At 59.3% G+C, this 20,261-nt stretch carries 16 protein-coding genes; 4 read left to right on the forward strand and 12 right to left on the reverse strand.

Annotated elements, in window-relative coordinates; translation table 11 throughout:
• The 6 genes from OKF39_RS17460 to OKF39_RS17485 form a co-directional block, all read right to left on the reverse strand.
• On the reverse strand, nucleotides 1-1,029 hold the full coding sequence (locus OKF39_RS17460) for an ABC transporter permease (protein WP_028014045.1): 1,029 nt from the start codon (nucleotides 1,027-1,029) through the stop codon (nucleotides 1-3).
• 11 nt (nucleotides 1,030-1,040) lie between these two features.
• Nucleotides 1,041-2,588, reverse strand: coding sequence for a sugar ABC transporter ATP-binding protein (locus OKF39_RS17465; RefSeq protein ID WP_028014046.1), 1,548 nt, complete (start codon nucleotides 2,586-2,588; stop codon nucleotides 1,041-1,043).
• A gap of 48 nt (nucleotides 2,589-2,636) precedes the next feature.
• Nucleotides 2,637-3,566: a sugar ABC transporter substrate-binding protein gene (locus OKF39_RS17470; protein WP_041908742.1), complete on the reverse strand. Its 930-nt coding sequence runs from the start codon at nucleotides 3,564-3,566 to the stop codon at nucleotides 2,637-2,639.
• A gap of 31 nt (nucleotides 3,567-3,597) precedes the next feature.
• Nucleotides 3,598-4,584 (reverse strand): inositol 2-dehydrogenase, encoded by a 987-nt coding sequence (gene iolG, locus OKF39_RS17475; RefSeq protein WP_047368086.1) that lies wholly within the window; start codon nucleotides 4,582-4,584, stop codon nucleotides 3,598-3,600.
• 300 nt (nucleotides 4,585-4,884) lie between these two features.
• Nucleotides 4,885-6,810, reverse strand: coding sequence for a 3D-(3,5/4)-trihydroxycyclohexane-1,2-dione acylhydrolase (decyclizing) (gene iolD, locus OKF39_RS17480; RefSeq protein WP_479983198.1), 1,926 nt, complete (start codon nucleotides 6,808-6,810; stop codon nucleotides 4,885-4,887).
• Nucleotides 6,811-6,821: 11 nt separating this feature from the next.
• On the reverse strand, nucleotides 6,822-8,327 hold the full coding sequence (locus OKF39_RS17485) for a CoA-acylating methylmalonate-semialdehyde dehydrogenase (protein ID WP_045630997.1): 1,506 nt from the start codon (nucleotides 8,325-8,327) through the stop codon (nucleotides 6,822-6,824).
• A gap of 292 nt (nucleotides 8,328-8,619) precedes the next feature.
• Here OKF39_RS17485 and OKF39_RS17490 point away from each other — a divergent pair, with 292 nt between their 5' ends.
• The gene (locus OKF39_RS17490) at nucleotides 8,620-9,450 is read left to right on the forward strand and encodes a MurR/RpiR family transcriptional regulator (RefSeq protein ID WP_008502123.1); all 831 of its coding nucleotides are present in this window, start codon (nucleotides 8,620-8,622) and stop codon (nucleotides 9,448-9,450) included.
• A 56-nt stretch (nucleotides 9,451-9,506) separates the two neighbouring features.
• Here the strand turns inward: OKF39_RS17490 and guaA are convergent, their stop codons facing one another.
• Both guaA and guaB read right to left on the reverse strand, forming a co-directional pair.
• Nucleotides 9,507-11,084, reverse strand: a complete 1,578-nt coding sequence (guaA, locus tag OKF39_RS17495; RefSeq protein WP_003860599.1) for a glutamine-hydrolyzing GMP synthase — start codon at nucleotides 11,082-11,084, stop codon at nucleotides 9,507-9,509.
• Nucleotides 11,085-11,150: 66 nt separating this feature from the next.
• Nucleotides 11,151-12,617, reverse strand: a complete 1,467-nt coding sequence (gene guaB / locus OKF39_RS17500; RefSeq protein WP_014884799.1) for an IMP dehydrogenase — start codon at nucleotides 12,615-12,617, stop codon at nucleotides 11,151-11,153.
• Nucleotides 12,618-12,775: 158 nt separating this feature from the next.
• Between guaB and xseA the strand changes: the two genes are divergently transcribed.
• The 3 genes from xseA to OKF39_RS17515 are packed head-to-tail and all read left to right on the forward strand — an operon-like array spanning nucleotide 12,776 to nucleotide 15,578.
• Nucleotides 12,776-14,149: an exodeoxyribonuclease VII large subunit gene (gene xseA, locus OKF39_RS17505; protein WP_047368089.1), complete on the forward strand. Its 1,374-nt coding sequence runs from the start codon at nucleotides 12,776-12,778 to the stop codon at nucleotides 14,147-14,149.
• A gap of 58 nt (nucleotides 14,150-14,207) precedes the next feature.
• Nucleotides 14,208-15,227 (forward strand): M4 family metallopeptidase, encoded by a 1,020-nt coding sequence (locus tag OKF39_RS17510; protein WP_028014052.1) that lies wholly within the window; start codon nucleotides 14,208-14,210, stop codon nucleotides 15,225-15,227.
• A complete protein-coding gene (locus OKF39_RS17515) occupies nucleotides 15,228-15,578 on the forward strand; it encodes a protealysin inhibitor emfourin (RefSeq protein WP_028014053.1) in 351 nt (116 codons plus the stop codon).
• Here OKF39_RS17515 and OKF39_RS17520 read toward each other — a convergent pair.
• From OKF39_RS17520 to der, 4 genes are all read right to left on the reverse strand, one after another.
• Nucleotides 15,575-15,796, reverse strand: coding sequence for a zinc ribbon domain-containing protein (locus OKF39_RS17520; protein ID WP_479983199.1), 222 nt, complete (start codon nucleotides 15,794-15,796; stop codon nucleotides 15,575-15,577). The two genes, OKF39_RS17515 and OKF39_RS17520, sit on opposite strands and share 4 nt — an antisense overlap.
• Nucleotides 15,797-15,843: 47 nt before the next feature.
• On the reverse strand, nucleotides 15,844-16,878 hold the full coding sequence (locus tag OKF39_RS17525) for a Gfo/Idh/MocA family oxidoreductase (RefSeq protein ID WP_479983200.1): 1,035 nt from the start codon (nucleotides 16,876-16,878) through the stop codon (nucleotides 15,844-15,846).
• Nucleotides 16,879-16,936: 58 nt separating this feature from the next.
• A complete protein-coding gene (locus OKF39_RS17530; RefSeq protein ID WP_045630992.1) occupies nucleotides 16,937-18,481 on the reverse strand; it encodes a peptide MFS transporter in 1,545 nt (514 codons plus the stop codon).
• A gap of 298 nt (nucleotides 18,482-18,779) precedes the next feature.
• On the reverse strand, nucleotides 18,780-20,255 hold the full coding sequence (gene der / locus OKF39_RS17535) for a ribosome biogenesis GTPase Der (protein WP_028014057.1): 1,476 nt from the start codon (nucleotides 20,253-20,255) through the stop codon (nucleotides 18,780-18,782).
• Nucleotides 20,256-20,261 lie beyond the last annotated feature (6 nt).

Raw genomic sequence — 20,261 nt, forward strand, 5'->3', positions numbered from 1 at the left:
TCACAGTGCGCCGCGACGGCTCTTGGCGTAGGTATCGAACGCCACCGCCAGAACGATAATTAACCCGGTGATAATCTGCTGGTAGTAAGCCGAGACGTTCATCAGCACCAGGCCGTTAATCAGAATGCCCATAATGATGGAGCCGATAATGGTGCCGCCGATGCGCCCGTAGCCGCCCATCAGCGAGGTGCCGCCAATCACCACCGAGGCGATGACGCGCAACTCAAAGGAGATCCCGGCCACCGCCTCGGCGCTCCCCAGACGCGCGCTCAGGATGAAGCCCGCCAGCCCGGCCAGACAGCCGATCAGCACGTAGACGCTGACGAGCACACGCTTGACGTTAACCCCCGCCAGGCGCGCCGCCTCCGGGTTGCCGCCGATGGCGTAGACGAAGCGGCCCCAGCGGGTTTTATGCAGCGCCAGATAGCCGCCAACGGCGACGATGGCGAAGATCCAGATCGGAATGGAGATGCCGAGCAACTCCCCGCGTCCCCACCAGCGGTAGCCAGGGTCAAAACCGGCAATCGGCGCGCCGTCGTTGATCACCAGGGTCAGGCCGCGCCAGATGGTCATCCCGCCGAGGGTGACGATAAACGGCGGCAGGCGCAGGCGGGTGACACCCAGGCCGTGCAGGAAGCCAATCGCCGTGCCCATCGCCAGACAAATCCCCAGCCCGATCAGCCAGCTCATGCCGCCCCAGGCGTTCGGGTCGACGGTGGTGAAGTTATCGCCCTTAATGACGTACGCCGCGGTCATGGCGCACACCGCCAGAATGGAGCCCACGGAGAGGTCGATCCCGGCGGTCAGAATGACGAAGGTCATCCCCACGGCCATGATCCCGTAGATGGACACCTCGGTCAGGATGTTGAAAATGTTGCGTTCAGAGAAAAAGTTACTGTTCTGCGACTGAAAAAAGATCAGCAGCAGGATCATGAAAATCAACACCCCGAAGCGCTCGAAGAAGGCGATGGGATCGATGCGTCCGGCGCGTTTGACCGGGGCCTGCGTTTTAGAAATCATCTGCGTCATGAGAAACTCCGTTATGCCGCGTTCAGGGCGTTGTGGTTGATGGCCATCATCGTCATCAGCCGTTCTTCGTTAGCGTCGTCACCGTGGATCTCGCCGGTCACCCGGCCTTCGCTGAGGGTGATGATCCGGTCAGACACCGCCATCACTTCAGGCAGATCGGAGGAGATCACGATCACCGCCACGCCCTTTTTCGCCATGTCAAACAGCACCTGGTGCACTTCCGATTTGGTCCCCACGTCAATGCCGCGCGTCGGCTCATCGACGATCAGCACCCGCGGGTTGAGCGCCATGCAGCGCGCGAGGATCACCTTCTGCTGGTTACCGCCGGAGAGCTTGCGCACCTCCTGCGCGCTGTTGACCATTTTGATCTGCAGGGCCTGCCGGTAGGACTCAATCAGATCGTCCTCTTTGCGGGTGTTCACGAACCAGCGCCACTGCAGCAGCGAGGAGAGGCACGAGAGCGACAGGTTGTCGCGAATCGACAGCCCGAGCACCGCCCCCTCTTTTTTACGGTCTTCGGGCACCAGCGCCACGCCCTGGTCGAGGGCATACAGCGGGTCGCGCGGCTGGTACGGCACGCCGTCCAGCTCAAAGCTCCCGGAGGTAAAGGCGTCTGCGCCAAACAGGCAGCGGGCCACCTCGGTGCGTCCCGCGCCCACCAGCCCGGCAATCCCTAAGACCTCCCCGGCATGGACGTGGAAGCTGATGTCGTGCAGGGCGATGCCGTGCGGATCCAACGGCGGCTTTTCGCGGCTTAGCCCCTTCACCGCCAGGCGGACAGGTTTGTCTTGATGATGGGTTTCGCTGGCGGGGCGACGGTTAAAGGCCACGTCGCGCCCGACCATCAGGCGGATCAGCTGTTCGACGTTGGTCTCCGCCACCGCGCCAGTGCCGGTGAAGCGGCCGTCCTGAAATACGGTGAAGCGATCGCAGAGCTGGAAAACTTCGTGCAGGCGGTGGGTAACGTAAATAATGCTCACGCCGCGGTTTTTAAGCTCCCGCACCACGCGGTGCAGGCTTTCCACCTCGCTGTCGCTCAGCGCGGCGGAAGGTTCGTCCATGATGATCAGGCGAGCGTTGAGGGTCAGTGCCCGGGCTATCTCCACCATCTGCTGCTGGGCGACGCTCAGACGGGCGACAGGCGTGGTAGGCGCAACGTTTAGCTGCAGGTAATCGAGAATGACCTGCGCCTCCTGGTTTACCGCCCTTTCGTCGACGATCAGGTTCCGTTTACGCGGCTCGCGCCCGAGAAACATGTTTTCCGCGACGGTCATGTTGGGCAGCAGGTTGAATTCCTGATAGATGGTGATAATGCCCTTGTTCTGCCGTTCCACCGGAGAGTCGTCCACCGGCAGCATTTCGCCGTTGAACCAGATATCCCCGCGGGTTTGCGGCTGCGCGCCCGCAAGCGCCTTCAGCAGCGTGGATTTTCCCGCTCCGTTTTCCCCCAGCAGGGCGTGGATCTCCCCCGCGCCGACGGTCAGCTGGGCGCTGCTTAGCGCCCAGACGCCGGAAAAGCTTTTTGCCAGGTCGGTCACTTTCAGTAAGGGTTGCGACATCGGTCTGCTCCTCCTCATGTTGAGCCGCCAGAGGCGGCTCGGGACATATCAGTTACCGGCCTCACCGATACGCTCAGCCTGCTGCAGGTTCTCTTTGGTGATAAGCGTTGGCGGGTAGTCGGCCCCGGTGATGGCTTTCTTCTCGCGCACGTTGGCCACCAGCTGGCTCATCGCCGTCTGCACCGCAAAGCCCGGACGCTGATCCGCCGTTACCGCCAGCCAGCCGTCGCGCACGCGGGCCAGCGCTTCCGGTACCGCATCAAAGCCAGTCACGAGGATTTCACCCGGCTTCACGCCCTGGCTCTGAAGGGCTTCAATCGCGCCCAGCGCCATATCGTCGTTGGCGGAGAGGATCACCTGCGGGCGTTTCGGTAGCGAAGGCAGAACGCTTTCGACGATGCGCATCCCTTCAGAACGCATCCAGTTGCCGGTCTGATCGGCGACGATCTTGTACTTATCCCCGCCCGCCTTCAGGCTGTCGCGGATCCCTTTGGTGCGTTCAATATTGGAAGAGGAACCCGGCTGGCCGGTGAGCAGGATGATCTCTGCCCCGTCGGGGAATTTGGTTTTGACGAAGTCGCCAATCGCCTGGCCGCCTTTGTAGTTGTTGGCGCCAAAGTGGGGCACTTTTTTCTGGCTGTCGACGGAGCGGTCAAGGGTGACCACTGGCAGCTTCGCATCCTGAATTTCATCCACCGCGCTGGAGACCGCGTTCACGTCGTTCGGGGAGACGATAAAGCCCTGCGCCCCGCGGGTGATGGCGTTTTCCAGGTCAGCCACCTGCTTCGGTGAACTGCCCTGCCCGTCCAGTACCTGAAGCTTCACGCCCATCTCTTTCGCGGCTTTCACCGCCGTACGCTGCATGTGAACCTCAAACGGCATGGCCAGGTTTGGCGTACTGAAAACAATCTGCTCGTTTTCGGCGAGGGCGGCCCCGGACGTCATTGCGATGAGGGCGGCTAAGATCAGTTTTTTCATTATTATGTCTCTCTGTGTAGGGTTGTTGTGTTTAGAGGACGATCTCGCGCTGGCTACGCAGCGACTCCAGCGCTTTATCCGCGAGGTACAGCGCACGTTCACCATCATCGCCGCTGCAGTCAGGCACCGCTTCGCCGCGCAGGACCGCAACAAAGTGTTCCCATTCCGCGGCGTAAGCGGATTTGTAGCGCTGCAGGAAGAAGTGTTCCGGCAGTGCGCTGGTGCAGCCCTGTTTGCCGTAGTGCTGCACCTGGTTTTCCAGAATATTGCCAGCGCACAGCAGCCCTTCGGAGCCGTGCAGCTCCAGGCGCTGGTCGTAACCGTAAGAGGAGCGGCGGCTGTTGACGATGGTCGCCATCGCGCCGGAGGCATATTTCAGAACGATAAACGCGGTATCGATATCCCCCGCCTCGCCAATCGCCGGATCCACCAGGTTACTGCCCTGGGCATACACCGACACCGGCTCTTCGCCCATGATGAAACGGGCCATGTCGAAGTCGTGAATGGTCATATCGCGGAACATGCCGCCGGAGACGCGCACGTACTCCGCAGGCGGCGGAGACGGGTCGCGGGAGATGATCAGCAACGATTCCGGCTTGCCGATGCGTCCGGCCTGGGCATCGGTTTTCACGCGGCGGAACTGCGGGTCAAAGCGGCGGTTAAAGCCGATGAACAGCGGCACGTCGTACTCTTTAACCACTTTCAGGCAGTCGCGCACGCGGGCGAGGTCGAGGTGTACCGGCTTTTCGCAGAAGATAGCCTTGCCGTGGCGGGCGGCCATTTCAATCAGATCCGCGTGGGTGTCGGTGGCGGAGGCGATCAACACGGCGTGAACGTTAGGGTCGGTCATCGCCTCATCCACGCTCTGCTGGCGGGCCTGATACTGTGCGGCGAGACGGGTGGCAAATTCCTGATTCGGGTCAACCACGGACCAGAGCGTGGTCGCGCCGTGGCTGGCGATGTTAGCTGCATGTACCTGGCCAATTCGGCCAGCGCCCAGTAAAGCAATGTTAAACATAACGGCTCCCGGTGTTGGTGAATGCTGTGAACTAACGACCCTATAAATAAAACATTTATTTCATTTTTATAAATAGTGAAAATTATGTTTTTGAGTGCGGGTTAACACTTTTGAGATATATGAGATAATTTTTGTTATCAATCTCACAACATGAAAGAAGCTACTGCTCACCCCTCACCCCGGCCCTCTCCCCAAAGGAGCGAGGGAGAAAAGCGTGCACCACCCCATCCCCTCTCCACTTTTGGGAGAGGGTTAGGGTGAGGGGAAAATGAAATGAAAATTTCGTTAAGACAGGAAAACTTAATACTGACGGGCTTTTTTCACCTGCGCCTGCGTTTGCTCCGCGGCCTCACGCACGGCAGACGACTCTGCCACCTGCGCGTCACCGGTTCGCCACCACGAGGCGTAGTCATGGGTCATGGTCTTCGGCAATACCTTGATGTCCAGCAGCGTCGGGCCCGGGTGGGCGCGTGACGCCTCAAGCGCCGCCAGCAGGCTCTGCTCGTCGTTCACCCGCCACGCGCGACAGCCGTAGCTTTCCGCGTTTTGCGCAAAATCGACTTTCACCAGCGGCCCGTCAAGCCGCCCGGTTTCCGGGTTGCGATGGCGATTTTCCGTGCCAAAGCTGCCCATTCCGTGCCCCATCTGCAGGTTGTTAATGCAGCCGAAGCTGGCGTTATCAAACAGCAGAACGGTGACCTTAATGCCCTCCTGTACGGCGGTTTGCAGCTCGGAGTGCAGCATCATGTAGGAACCATCCCCCACCAGGGCGTAAACCGGCTGCCCGGGTCGGGCGAGCTTCGCGCCGATGGCCGCCGCAATCTCGTAGCCCATGCAGGAGTAGCCGTACTCCAGGTGATAGCTGTCCGGCGTTTTGACCTGCCAGAGGCGCTGTAAATCTCCCGGCAGCGAACCGGCCGCGCCCACCACGATGGCATTATCTTCCACATGCTGATTGATCAGACCCAGCACCCGCGTCTGGGTCAGGCGGGTATTGAGCGTCTCGCCGTATTCCGCCAGCTGCGCGTCCAGATGCCCCGCCACTTCGGGCGCGTCGTCCGGATGCCACTGGCGATCCCACAAGCGGCGGCATTCATCGCGCCACGCGGATTTCGCCTGGGCGATCGCCTCTCCCCAACCGCTGCGGTAATCGCCGAGCGCGTGGGTTAAGGCCTGGAGCCCGGTTTGGGCATCGGCAATCAGCGCGGTGGCGTCCAGCTTCAGGGCGTCAAACTCGGCCACGTTCAGCAGCAGGAATTCGACGTCCGGATGGGAAAAGAGCGCCTTGGAGCCGGTGGTAAAGTCGGTCAGGCGCGTGCCGACGCCAATCACTAAGTCAGCCTGTGGCGCGAGCTGGTTGGCGGCCATTCCGCCCGTCACTCCTACGCCGCCGAGGTTAAGTGGGTGGTCACTTACCAGCGCCCCCTTCCCGGCCTGCGTTTCGGCAAACGGCAGCTGCAGCGTCTCGACAAATTCGCGAAACGCCTCATGCGCGCCGGAGTAACGCACGCCGCCGCCGCACACCACCAGCGGACGGCGCTTGCGGGCGATCAGCGCCCGCGCCTGTGCCAGTCGCTGCGGATCGGGCGGACGGCGTTCGATGTGGTGCACCCGACGCGCGAAGAAGCTTAGCGGGTAGTCCCACGCTTCCCCTTGCACGTCCTGCGGCAGACAGAGGGTCACCGCTCCGGTATCTGCGGGGTCAGTAAGCGTTCGCATCGCGCTTAGCATGGCGCTCATGAGCTGCTCGGGGCGGTTGATGCGGTCCCAGTAGCGGGAAACCGGACGGAAGCAGTCGTTGGTGCTGATGCTGAGATCGTGATACTGCTCGATCTGCTGCAGCACCGGGTCCGGCTGGCGGCTGGCGTAGATATCGCCCGGCAGCAGTAAAAGCGGGATGCGGTTCGCCGTGGCGGTGGCCGCCGCCGTTACCATATTAGCGGCGCCCGGCCCGACCGAGGAGGTGACGGCAAATATGCGCTGGCGGCGGTGCTGTTTGGCGAATCCCGTCGCCATGTGGGCAATGCCCTGCTCGTTGCACCCCTGCATGATTTTCAGATGACCGGGATCCTGCTCCAGCGCCTGGCCAATACCCAGCACGTTGCCGTGCCCAAAGATCGTCGCCACGCCCTCCACGAAGGGCGTTTCGTTGCCGTCAACGCTGACGTACTGTTGATTCAGGAACCGGACCAGCGCCTGGGCCATGGTCATACGTTCGGTTTGCATAATGCCTCCTGTCAGCCCAGCGTCGGCATGGAAAACGCAGCGCCTGTCTCCTGCTGCATTTCCGGCCAGCGCGCGGTGATGGTTTTCATTCGGGTGTAGAAACGCACGCCGTCGTTGCCGTGTACGTTGAGCGCGCCAAAGATGGAACGCTTCCAGCCACCGAAACTGTGGAATGCCATCGGCACCGGGATCGGCACGTTGACCCCCACCATGCCCGCCTGCACCTCTTCGCAGAAGCGGCGCGCGCAGCCGCCGTCACGGGTGAAGATCGCCGAGCCATTACCATATTCATGGCGGTTAATGAGGTCCACCGCGCTGGCGTAATCTGCTACGCGCACCACAGAAAGCACCGGGCCAAAAATCTCTTCTTTATAGATGGTCATCTCCGGTGTGACGTTATCGAACAGCGTCGGCCCGACGAAGTAGCCCTGCTCGTGGCCCTTCACGCTGAAGCCGCGCCCGTCCACGCGCAGTTTCGCCCCCTGCGCTTCCCCGCTGTCGATATAGCCCAGCACCTTGCTGCGGTGCGCGGAGGAGATAAGCGGCCCCATTTCGTTTTCCGGTGTCTGGTCCAGCCCCGGCCCGACGCGTAGCGCTTCAATCTGTTTTTCCAGCCGGGTGCAGAGGTCATCGGCGGTTTTATCCCCCACCGCCAGCACCACCGAGAGCGCCATGCAGCGTTCCCCCGCCGCGCCGTACGCCGCGCCCATGATGGCGTTGGTCGCCATCTCCATGTCGGCATCCGGCATTAAAATGCAGTGGTTTTTCGCGCCGCCCAGCGCCTGACAGCGCTTACCGTGGGCGGAGGCGGTCTGGTAAATGTATTCGGCAATCGGCGTGGAGCCGACAAAGCTCACCGCCTGCACGCGCGGGTCGGTCAGGAGCACGTCAACGGACTCTTTATCCCCCTGCACCACGTTGAAGACGCCGTCCGGCAAGCCTGCCTCTTTTAGCAGCTGCGCCAGCGCGAGCGCGAGAGAAGGGTCTTTTTCCGACGGCTTCAGCACGAAGGTATTCCCGGTCGCCAGCGCAATGGGGAACATCCACATCGGCACCATCGCCGGGAAGTTAAACGGCGTGATCCCGGCGCAGACGCCGAGCGGCTGCATCAGCGAGTGGCTGTCGACGCCGGTACCGACGTTCGCAGAGTGTTCACCCTTTTGCAGATGCGGGATACCGCAGGCAAATTCCACCACTTCCAGGCCGCGGGTCAGTTCGCCCACCGCGTCGGAGAAAACCTTGCCGTGCTCTTCGCTGATGATGCGGGCCAGGCGCGTCATGTTCTCTTCCAGCAGCGCCTTGAAGCGGAACATCACGCGCGCGCGCTTAAGCGGAGCCTGGCGCGCCCACGCGGGAAACGCCTGCTGCGCGGCGGCAATCGCCTGCTCCGTTTCCTGTGCCGTACTCATCACCACCTGGCGGATCTGCTCGCCGGTGGCCGGGTTGAAGATCGCCTGAACGCGCTGGCCTGAACCGGTGACACATTCGCCGTGAATAAAATTCGCTACCGTCTCCATCCTTAACCTCTCGCTGTTGATACGTGACTGTTACCTGAACGCTGTGTACTGGACACTATATATGAAACAAATATTCCATTTTAAGTTGAAATAAAATAAATGATGATTATTGTGATCAAGGATGGATTTTTATGTTAACAGCCAGCAACACTGACGCTGCGTGCGCTATTAAGGGATTTCGGGCGAGGAAATGACTGAAGCTTCTGTTTCATTTTTGCTGCCAGATGGATGGCCGACATTTAAAAGACGCGGTTTTGCGTTTAGAATCATCAGACTGTATTTGGGGGATAACATGACGACAGCAACCAGCCTGAACGAACTGCAGCAGCAAATCCGCGATCGCTACGATAGCCTGAGCAAGAGGCTGCAGCAGGTCTCCCGCTACGTGCTGGATAACACCAACAGCGTGGCCTTTGATACGGTTGCCGTCATTGCCGAGCGCGCCGACGTGCCGCCTTCGACGCTGATCCGCTTTGCCAACGCCTTTGACTTCACCGGCTTCAACGAAATGAAACAGCTGTTTCGCATGAACCTGGTGGAGGAGACTGCCAGCTACAGTGATCGCGCGCGGCTGTTCCGCGAAATGGAGAGCGAGGCCGTGCCGGAAACGCCGCTCGATATTCTGCAGGAGTTCGCCCGCTCGAACGCGCAGGCGCTACAGCAGCTGGCCGCCCGCGCCGAGCCGGAAATGCTGGAGCGCGCGGTACAGCTGCTGGCCGACGCCGACACTATCTACATCGCCGGACTGCGCCGCTCGTTTAGCGTCGCGGCCTACCTCACCTACGCCCTGAGCCACCTGGAGTGCCGCCCTATCCTGCTCGACGGCATGGGCGGGATGCTGCGCGAGCAAATCAGCCGCATTAAGGCGCGCGACATCGTGGTGTCGATCAGCTTCTCGCCGTACGCGGAAGAGACGGTGATGGTCAGCGAAACCGCCGCCAGCGTCGGCGCCCGGCAGATCGTGATTACGGACAGTCAGATAAGCCCGCTGGCAACGTTCAGCGATCTCTGCTTTGTGGTGAAAGAGGCGCAGGTGGACGCGTTTCGGTCTCAGTCGGCAACGCTGTGCCTGGTGCAGTCGCTGGTGGTGGCGCTGGCGTATCGGTTGGGCGAAGGGAAATAAGGCAATAAAAAACCCCCTGCGCAGGCAGAGGGTTTGGGTGTTAATTCAGAGGGAAATCATTCCCACTCAATCGTAGCCGGTGGCTTACCGCTGATGTCATACACCACGCGGGAAATACCGTTCACTTCGTTGATGATGCGGTTAGACACGCGGCCTAAGAAGTCATACGGCAGGTGCGCCCAGTGCGCGGTCATGAAGTCGATGGTTTCCACCGCACGCAGGGAAACAACCCAGTCGTACTTACGGCCATCGCCCATTACCCCGACGGAGCGAACCGGCAGGAACACGGTGAACGCCTGGCTTACCTTGTTGTACAGATCAGCTTTGTGCAGCTCTTCGATGAAGATCGCGTCCGCGCGACGCAGCAGGTCGCAGTACTCTTTCTTCACTTCGCCCAGCACGCGCACGCCGAGACCCGGACCCGGGAACGGGTGACGGTAGAGCATATCGTACGGCAGACCCAGTTCCAGACCGATCTTACGCACTTCGTCTTTGAACAGCTCGCGCAGCGGTTCAACCAGACCCATCTTCATCTCTTTCGGCAGGCCGCCCACGTTGTGGTGAGATTTGATGACGTGCGCTTTGCCGGTAGCGGATGCCGCAGACTCGATCACGTCAGGGTAGATAGTACCCTGCGCCAGCCACTTCACGTCTTCCAGCTTCAGCGCTTCTTCGTCGAACACTTCCACGAAGACGCGGCCGATGATCTTACGTTTTGCTTCCGGATCGTTCTCGCCTTTCAGCGCGTCCAGGAAGCGCTGCTCGCCTTCCACGTGAACGATGTTCAGACCGAAGTGGTCGCCGAACATGTCCATGACCTGCTTCGCTTCGTTCAGACGCAGCAGACCGTTGTCCACGAAGACGCAGGTCAGGTTTTTGCCGATGGCACGGTGCAGCAGCATCGCGGTGACGGAGGAGTCCACGCCGCCGGAGAGGCCGAGGATCACTTTGTCATCGCCAACCTGCTGGCGGATACGCTCAACGGCGTCGTCGATGATTTTTGCCGGGGTCCACAGGGCTTCACACTGGCAGATGTCACGCACGAAGCGCTCCAGCATGCGCATACCCTGACGGGTGTGGGTCACTTCCGGGTGGAACTGCACGCCGTAGAAGCGTTTTTCTTCGTTCGCCATGATGGCGAACGGGCAGCTTTCGGTGCTGGCAACGGTCACGAAGTCGGACGGGATGGCGGTAACCTTGTCGCCGTGGCTCATCCACACGTCCAGCAGCGGCTTGCCGTCTGCGGTCAGGGAGTCTTCGATACCGCGCACCAGCGCGCTGTCGGTGACAACTTCAACCTGCGCGTAGCCGAACTCACGTTCGTTAGAGCCTTCTACGTGGCCGCCCAGCTGCATCGCCATGGTCTGCATGCCGTAGCAGACGCCGAATACCGGCACGCCCGCTTCGAACACGTACTGCGGCGCGCGCGGGCTGTTCTCTTCAGTGGTGCTTTCCGGGCCGCCGGAGAGGATGATGCCGCTTGGATTGAATTCGCGAATCTGTGCTTCCGTGACATCCCACGCCCACAGCTCACAGTAAACGCCCAGTTCACGCACGCGACGCGCCACCAGCTGAGTGTACTGAGAACCGAAGTCCAGGATGAGAATGCGATGTTTATGAATGTTTTCCGTCATTGACGCTAATTCCGAGGCAAGTGAAACAAAACAAAGCGCCCGGCAGAAGCCGGGCGCGGAAACTTATCAGGAGCCCAGACGGTAGTTCGGGGACTCTTTGGTGATCGTCACGTCGTGAACGTGGCTCTCCTGGATACCCGCACCGCTGATACGTACGAATTCCGCTTTGGTACGCAGCAGGTCAATGGTACCACAGCCGGTCAGACCCATACAGGAACGCAGGCCGCCCATCTGCTGGTGAATGATCTCTTTCAGACGGCCTTTATAGGCCACGCGGCCTTCGATACCTTCCGGTACCAGTTTGTCAGCAGCGTTATCGGTCTGGAAGTAACGGTCAGAGGAACCTTTGGACATCGCGCCCAGGGAGCCCATCCCACGGTAAGATTTGTAAGAACGGCCCTGGTAGAGTTCGATTTCGCCCGGGGATTCTTCGGTACCAGCAAGCATGGAGCCAACCATTACGGCAGCAGCGCCCGCGGCGATGGCTTTAGCGATGTCGCCAGAGAAGCGGATACCGCCGTCAGCGATAACCGGAATACCGGTGCCTTCCAGCGCTTCAACCGCGTCAGAAACCGCGGTGATCTGCGGAACGCCCACGCCGGTCACGATACGAGTGGTACAGATAGAGCCAGGGCCGATACCCACTTTCACCGCGCTGCAGCCGGCGTCAGCCAGCGCGCGAGCGCCTGCGCCGGTCGCCACGTTGCCGCCGATGATCTGCAGGTCAGGGTATTTTGCACGGGTGTCGCGAATACGCTGCAGCACGCCTTCGGAGTGGCCGTGAGAGGAGTCAATCAGCAGGACGTCAACGCCCGCCGCCACCAGCGCGTCAACGCGCTCTTCGTTACCTGCACCCGCGCCTACGGCAGCGCCGACGCGCAGACGGCCATGCTCGTCTTTACAGGCGTTCGGTTTACGTTCTGCTTTCTGGAAATCTTTAACGGTGATCATGCCGCGCAGGTGGAAGTTCGCATCCACAACCAGCGCTTTCTCAACGCGTTTTTCGTGCATTTTCGCCAGCACCACGTCGCGAGTTTCGCCTTCGCGGACGGTCACCAGACGCTCTTTTGGCGTCATGTAGACGCTGACAGGCTGGTTCAGGTCAGTCACAAAGCGCACGTCACGACCGGTGATGATGCCCACCAGTTCATTGTCTTCGGTCACTACCGGGTAGCCGGCAAAGCCGTTACGTTCGGTCAGGGCTTTCACTTCGTGCAGGGTAGTGGTTGGCAGAACGGTCTGAGGGTCGGACACGATGCCGGACTCATGCTTCTTCACGCGGCGAACTTCTTCCGCCTGACGCTCGATAGACATGTTTTTGTGGATAAAGCCAATGCCGCCTTCCTGTGCCAGGGCGATAGCCAGGCGCGCTTCAGTCACGGTGTCCATTGCCGCGGAGAGCATAGGAATGTTCAGACGAATGGTTTTCGTCAACTGCGTGCTGAGGTCGGCAGTATTCGGCAGAACGGTGGAATGAGCGGGAACGAGGAGGACGTCGTCAAACGTCAGTGCTTCTTTAGCGATACGTAGCATGGGCAATATCTCTGACCTGGGTGGTTAAATATTGCCGTGGCATTATACAGAGCGTAACCGATTGCATCTACACTTTTTTGAAAAAATGCTTGCGAATGCCTCTCAGCAGGTTACTATCGACTGAATAACTTGCTGATTTAGAATTTGATCCCGCTCACATGTTATCCTCTCAATCCCCCTCAATTTATACTGTCAGCCGCCTTAATCAGACGGTGCGTTTGCTGCTTGAGCAGGAAATGGGGCAGGTCTGGATCAGCGGTGAAATCTCAAACTTCACGCAGCCGTCTTCCGGACACTGGTACTTTACCTTAAAAGACGATACCGCCCAGGTGCGTTGTGCGATGTTCCGCAACAGCAACCGTCGCGTGACGTTTCGTCCTCAGCACGGCCAGCAGGTTCTGGTTCGCGCCAATATCACCCTGTATGAACCGCGCGGTGATTATCAGATTATCGTCGAGAGCATGCAGCCCGCGGGCGAAGGCCTGCTGCAGCAAAAGTATGAACAGTTAAAGGCGAAGCTCTCCGAAGAGGGACTTTTCGACCAACAGTTCAAAAAGCCGCTGCCCTCACCTGCCCACTGCGTGGGTGTCATCACCTCGAAAACCGGTGCCGCCCTGCACGACATTTTGCACGTACTGAAGCGTCGCGATCCTTCCCTGCCCGTCATTATCTACCCGACCGCCGTTCAGGGTGACGATGCGCCAGGCCAGATTGTACGCGCTATTGAACTGGCAAATGCGCGTAAGGAGTGTGATGTCCTGATCGTCGGGCGCGGCGGCGGCTCGCTGGAAGACCTGTGGAGCTTTAACGACGAGCGCGTGGCGCGGGCAATCTTTGCAAGCGAGATCCCCGTGGTGAGCGCCGTCGGGCATGAAACGGACGTGACAATCGCGGATTTTGTTGCGGATCTGCGTGCACCTACCCCGTCCGCGGCGGCGGAAGTGGTGAGCCGTAACCAGCTGGAGCTGCTGCGTCAGCTTCAGAACGGCCAGCAGCGTCTTGAGATGGCGATGGACTACTTCCTTGCCAACCGTACCCGCCGCTTTACCCAGCTTCATCACCGTCTTCAGCAGCAGCACCCACAGCTTCGTCTGGCGCGTCAGCAGACCGTGCTGGAACGCCTGCGTCAGCGCATGAACTTTGCGCTTGATAATCAGCTTAAGCGCGCGGTGACGCGCCAGCAGCGTGTGACCCAGCGCCTGAACCAGCAGAATCCGCAGCCGAAAATCTATCGTGCGCAAACGCGCATTCAGCAGCTGGAATATCGTCTGGCGGAGACTCTCCGGGCGCGCCTGAGCACCACACGTGAGCGTTTTGGCAACGCGGTGACCCATCTGGAAGCCGTCAGCCCCCTCTCCACGCTGGCGCGCGGCTATAGCGTAACGACGGCAGCGGACGGCAAAGTGCTGAAGCAAACCAAACAGGTGAACACCGGTGACGTTCTTACCACCCGCCTGTCTGACGGCTGGGTGGAAAGCGAAGTGAAATCAATTAAACCGGTGAAAAAGACGCGTCAGCGCAAAACCGGATAATTCTTCGCCGGTTACTTACTATACTGCTGCTATTCCCTTTTTTAATAAGGAGAGCAGCATGTCCCATCTTCGTAGCGTTATTCCCCCTTATATTCTTCGTCGTATTATCGAAAGCGGTTCCGAACCGCAGCAGCGCTATGCCCGTCAGACCTTAACCCACGTCCAGACGCTGATGGCGCATATGCCGGGCAAACCCGCCGCGCCGCACGTGAATAAAGCCGGTCAGCTTGAGCGCGATATCTACGATGCGAAACAGACCCAGGAGCTGCCGGGTACCCAGGTGCGTTACGAAGGCCAGCCGTCGAATGGCGATGTGGCCGTGGACGAGGCGTACGATTATTTGGGTATCACCCATGATTTCTTCTGGAAAGAATATCAGCGCGATTCGCTCGATAATAAGGGGCTGATTTTGACCGGCACCGTTCACTATGGCCGGGAATATCAGAACGCCTTCTGGAACGGTCAGCAGATGGTGTTTGGCGACGGCGACGGGGAGATCTTTAACCGCTTTACGATTGCCATCGACGTGGTGGCGCACGAGCTGAGCCACGGCGTCACCGAGACCGAAGCCGGGCTAATCTATTTCGAACAGTCAGGCGCACTGAATGAGTCCCTGTCAGACGTGTTTGGTTCGCTGGTGAAACAGTACCATCTCAAGCAAACCGCCGATAAAGCAGACTGGTTGATTGGTGAAGGGCTGCTGGCCGCGGGCATTAACGGCAAAGGGCTGCGCTCCATGTCTGAACCCGGCACCGCCTACGACGATCCCCTGCTCGGCAAAGACCCGCAGCCCGCGCACATGAAAGATTTCATCAAAACGCGCGAGGATAACGGCGGCGTCCATCTTAACTCCGGCATCCCCAACCGGGCGTTTTACCTGGCCGCGACGGCGATCGGCGGTTACGCCTGGGAAAAAGCCGGTTATGCCTGGTACGACACGGTTTGCGATCGCAATCTGGCGCAGGATGCGGATTTTGATGCCTTCGCAAAACTGACGATAGCGCACGGAGAGAAACGCTCCGGTAGCGACGTTGGGGCGGCGATAAAACAGGCCTGGGAACAGGTGGGAGTGCTGTAAATGCAGGTTCCGGAACTGACGGATGACGCCGTGGTTGAGCTGGCCCGGGAAGGCGGCGTCGCTTTTATTCCTAAGCTGAGCGGCCAGCGTACCATCGCGCTCTCCTCGCTTAATGAGGCCCAGCGCCAGCGCCTGGTGAGCATCCTGGAGCAGGCCTTTCCACGCGGGCAGCCGCCGGGTCAGACGTCGTCACCCGGCAGCGGTGACCAGCGCTATTTCCGCATCCAGATTATCTGGACCGGCCAAAATCAGGCGCACTACGCCGATATCATCGTGCTGGTACCTGAGCAGGAAGCGCCCGAGTCGCTGGTCGAGCTGTGGAAAAAAGGCGAAGACTGCGTGTGCGATTAATCTTCGGCCGGAACAAACTCCACGCGCTTTTTAGAAATTAAGCCGTGGCCGTTCTGGCAGAAATAGTCCACCGCCCCGCAGGCCTTTAAGGCCTGGAGTGGCTGATGGCACTCCGGGCAGCGGGCTTCGAGCGCAATATCTTTAGTACAGCTGTCGCAGTGCGCCGCCCCGTTCAGGGGTTCAAGCTGTGCCTGGCAATCCGGGCAGGTAATGGTCATGGTGTCTCCTTCAGGGCGTTCAGGTCTGCGATAATTTTACCACGTCTTCAGTGCGGGCCACGCAACTGTTGCTGCAAGGTCAGCAGCAGCGCCACCTCATCTATCCTGCGGCGCGTTGTGCGGCTCACCTCCTGCGGATCGCGCTCAAACAGACTGTTTGCGCCAAGAATATGACCGGCAAGACAGCGTTCGTAGATCGTGCCGGGGATATACCAGCGCTGAATATTCTTACCTTTAACTAGCTCCAGCACATCTTCCGCGCCGCGTCGGTCGTAGTTGATAATGCGGCCGTCGCGTAAATAGAGACGCAGGCCCTTTTGCCCGCCCGCGGGTCCCGCGTATTTATTAAGCCAGATATCCACCGGCACGCCGCTGATGGTTCCCTGCAAGTGCGCCTCGCCTTCCGCGGTGGTCAGGTCACCCTTTGCGATATCGTGGCCCAGGCGGTCTTTAGCCGTTACCACCTGCAGCGTCATATCGTCCTGACCGCCCAGATAGCACAGCGTTTCACGCAGCATCACCAGCACGTGCGTTCCGATATCCAGAATCACGCCGTCCGGGTGGCGAAGCGTTCTGGTATCCGGTTCTCCGGTCGCGAAATTGAGCGCGATGGGTTCCCCTGCGGCGTTATATCTGCTCGGCTCCTGCAAAAAACCTTCGATTCTGGCAATGTCAGATACATGGCCGACCAGCGACCGCTTCACCGTTTCGATGCGCGCCATCCAGTGGTCGAGCGCCAGCACGCGGGACGCCACGCCGGGCGTTGCCAGCAGCGTGTTAAGTTTTTCGATTTGAGGAAGCGTGGCGACAATCGGTTTTTCAATCACAATCCGCGGAACCGGCGAGGCAATCGCCAGCTCAAGCACCTCAAGGTGGTGCAGCGATGCGGTGGTAATAAAAAGGGTATCCAGCGGGGTGGCTAAAAGCGCCGCAAGCGAGGCGCAGCGCGTAACGCCTTCAGGGTGCTTTGCGGGGAGAACATCAAAACCGAAACAACGAACAGCGCCATCGAACAGATTACGTAGTGCGGGCAGATACGCTGTTTCCACTACCGCACCAAGACCAACAAATCCTAACTGCATGGTTTCACCTCAGGAAGTACAGTGCCGGGGCATAACGCCTGCCCCGGCACACTGAGGTTTATGAGGCGCTAGCTGCCGGTTTAGTTTGCGCATTTTCCAGCATGCGGCGCACCGGAACAATGAGGACGATCAGCACTGCGGCACAAATCAGCAGCGCGATGGAGCAGCGCGCGAAGAGATCCGGCAGCATATCCAGCTGGTCGGCCTTCACGTGACCGCCAATCAGGCCCGCCGCCAGGTTACCCAGCGCGCTGGCGCAGAACCACAGCCCCATCATCTGGCCGCGCATTCTCTCCGGCGCCAGCAGGGTCATGGTCGCCAGACCGATCGGGCTCAGGCACAGCTCACCCAGCGTCAGCATCAAGATACTGCCCACCAGCCAGAACGGCGATACGCCCGCCCCGCCGTTGCTCAGCACGTTCTGTGCCGCCAGCATCATCAGGCCAAAGCCCGCTGCCGCACACAGAATACCGATAACAAACTTGGTGATGCTGCTCGGGCGAATGTTCATGCTCGCGAGCTTTGGCCATGCCCAGCTGAACACCGGGGCCAGCAGGATGATGAACAGGGCGTTGATCGACTGGAACCATACCGCCGGAATTTCAAAATCACCGATCATGCGGTTAGTGTAGTCGTTGGCAAACAGGTTGAACGAGGTTGGCTTCTGCTCAAACGCGGACCAGAAGAACGCGGCGGAGACCAGTAGAATAAAGCAGACCAGCAGCCTGGCGCGCTCTTTGCGGTTCAGGCCCGCGAAGATGAACAGGTAGATAAAGTAGAGAGCAACGGACGCCGCAATTACGTAGACCAGCACGCTGGCTACCGCGACCGGGTTAATGACAATCACGCCCTGCGCGATCAGCGTCACGAGCGTTGCCACGCCTGCCGCCAGCGCCAGCAGCCAGACGCCCACGCCGTTGCGCTTCACCACCGGGCTGTTCCATGTCGAGTCCAGACCGACTTCGCTGTCGTAGCGCTTCATCGCCGGAACCGCAAACACGCGGAAGATAATCAGCGCCACCAGCATCCCGATGCCGCCAATACCAAAGCCCCAGTGCCAGCCGTGGGTTTTTATCAGCCAGCCGGAAATCAGCGGGGCGATGAACGAGCCCATATTAATGCCCATGTAGAACAGCGAGAAACCGCCGTCACGACGCGCATCGCCTTTTTTATACAGGGTGCCGACCATCACCGAGATACAGGTTTTGAACAGGCCAGAGCCGAGCACGATGAACATCAGGCCGATAAAGAACAGGTTGTTGCCCATGATAGCCGACAGCGCAATCGACAGGTGGCCGAGCGCGATCAGAATCGAACCGTACCAGACGGCTCTCTGCTGGCCGAGCCAGTTATCCGCCAGCCAGCCGCCCGGCAGCGCGGCCAGGTACATGGTACCGGCAAAAATACCGACAATCGCCGAGGCGTTTTCACGCGCCAGGCCCATCCCGCCGTCATAGACGGTGGCGGCCATAAACAGGATCAGCAGCGGGCGAATGCCGTAGAACGAGAAACGCTCCCACATCTCGGTAAAGAACAGCGAACCGAGCGGATAAGGATGGCCGAAGAAGGTTCGGCTCTCTTTGTGATTAACAGAGGATTGCATAATTCTCCCGAAAGGTATGTGTCGTGCTTGTAAACACCAGCAGGTACGCCGGCCAGTTACGTATCTGACCGATTTTTTACATGCGGCGAAAAGTTAGTTAACCATTTGATAACCAGTCTCTAGTTTTGTCTAGTACCGGACCAGGGACTTTAAGATGAAAATTCGACGATTGTCTACTTTTCTGGATTTAAAGATGGTTGGGAGTGAATAGTGATTGACTTCACACAGAGAGAACCGACGGTATGATTGGGCCAAAAAAACCCGCGATAAACGCGGGCCTTAGTGAGATCGGCAATGATTATTTACTTTTCTTAATGTGCTTAATCAAACGCTTACGCTTACGCATCTGGTTCGGCGTCAGGGTGTTGCGCTTGTTGGCGAACGGGTTTTCCCCTTCCTTAAACTGGATACGAATAGGCGTGCCCATCACGTCCAGCGATTTACGGAAGTAGTTCATCAGGTAGCGCTTGTAGGAATCCGGCAGGTCTTTCACCTGGTTGCCGTGAATCACCACGATTGGCGGGTTATAGCCACCGGCGTGGGCATATTTCAGCTTCACGCGACGACCGCGCACCAGCGGCGGCTGGTGGTCTTCCGCTGCCATATTCATGATACGGGTCAGCATGGCGGTGCTCTGACGACGGGTGGAGCTGTCGTAGGCTTCACGCACGGATTCGAACAGGTTACCGACGCCGCTGCCGTGCAGCGCAGAGATAAAGTGCACGCGGGCAAAGTCGATAAAGCCCAGACGGAAGTCCAGGGTCTCTTTCACCTGCTCACGCACTTCATTGCTCAGGCCGTCCCACTTGTTGACTACGATGACCAGTGAGCGCCCACTATTGAGGATAAAGCCGAGCAGAGAGAGATCCTGATCGGAGATACCTTCGCGCGCGTCGATGACCAGCAGCACCACGTTGGCATCTTCAATCGCCTGCAGGGTTTTGATAACGGAGAATTTTTCCACCACGTCGGTGATTTTTCCGCGCTTACGTACACCGGCGGTGTCGATGAGGACATACTCACGTTCATCGCGCTGCATCGGGATGTAGATGCTGTCACGCGTAGTGCCCGGCATGTCGTAAACCACCACGCGCTCTTCACCCAGAATACGGTTAGTAAGCGTAGACTTACCTACGTTTGGACGACCGACGATAGCCAGCTTGATCGGCAGATCCTGCGGGTTGAAGTCATCCTCAGGCTCTTCTTCTTCGCCCTCTTCACCGTCTTCGAACTGCGCCCAGTATGCGGCGTCTTCGTCCACCTCTTCCGGCGGGTTCACTTCGTCCACCCATGGCAGCAGAACGGTTTCCAGCAGGCTGGTCACACCGCGGCCATGCGATGCCGCAATCGGGTGGATATCCCCCATGCCCAGAGACCAGAAGTCCGCGATAGCCTGATCGGCATCGATGCCGTCAGTTTTGTTCGCCACCAGGAAAGTTGGCTTTTCGCGAGAACGCAGGTGCTTAGCGATTGCGGAGTCCGCCGGCATCAGGCCAGCGCGCGCATCTACCATGAACAGCACGACATCCGCTTCTTCAATCGCCAGCAAGGACTGTTCCGCCATGCGGGTTTCAACGCCGTCTTCTGTGCCATCAATACCGCCGGTATCAATACAGATGAACTCGCGTCCTTCCACCTCTGCACGACCGTACTTACGGTCACGCGTCAGCCCCGGGAAATCCGCAACCAGCGCATCACGGGTGCGTGTTAAACGGTTAAAAAGAGTGGATTTTCCAACGTTAGGGCGCCCGACAAGCGCGACCACAGGTACCATGTTTGA

It is taken from the genome of Enterobacter cloacae complex sp. HYC042_NIDB (assembly GCF_056673315.1).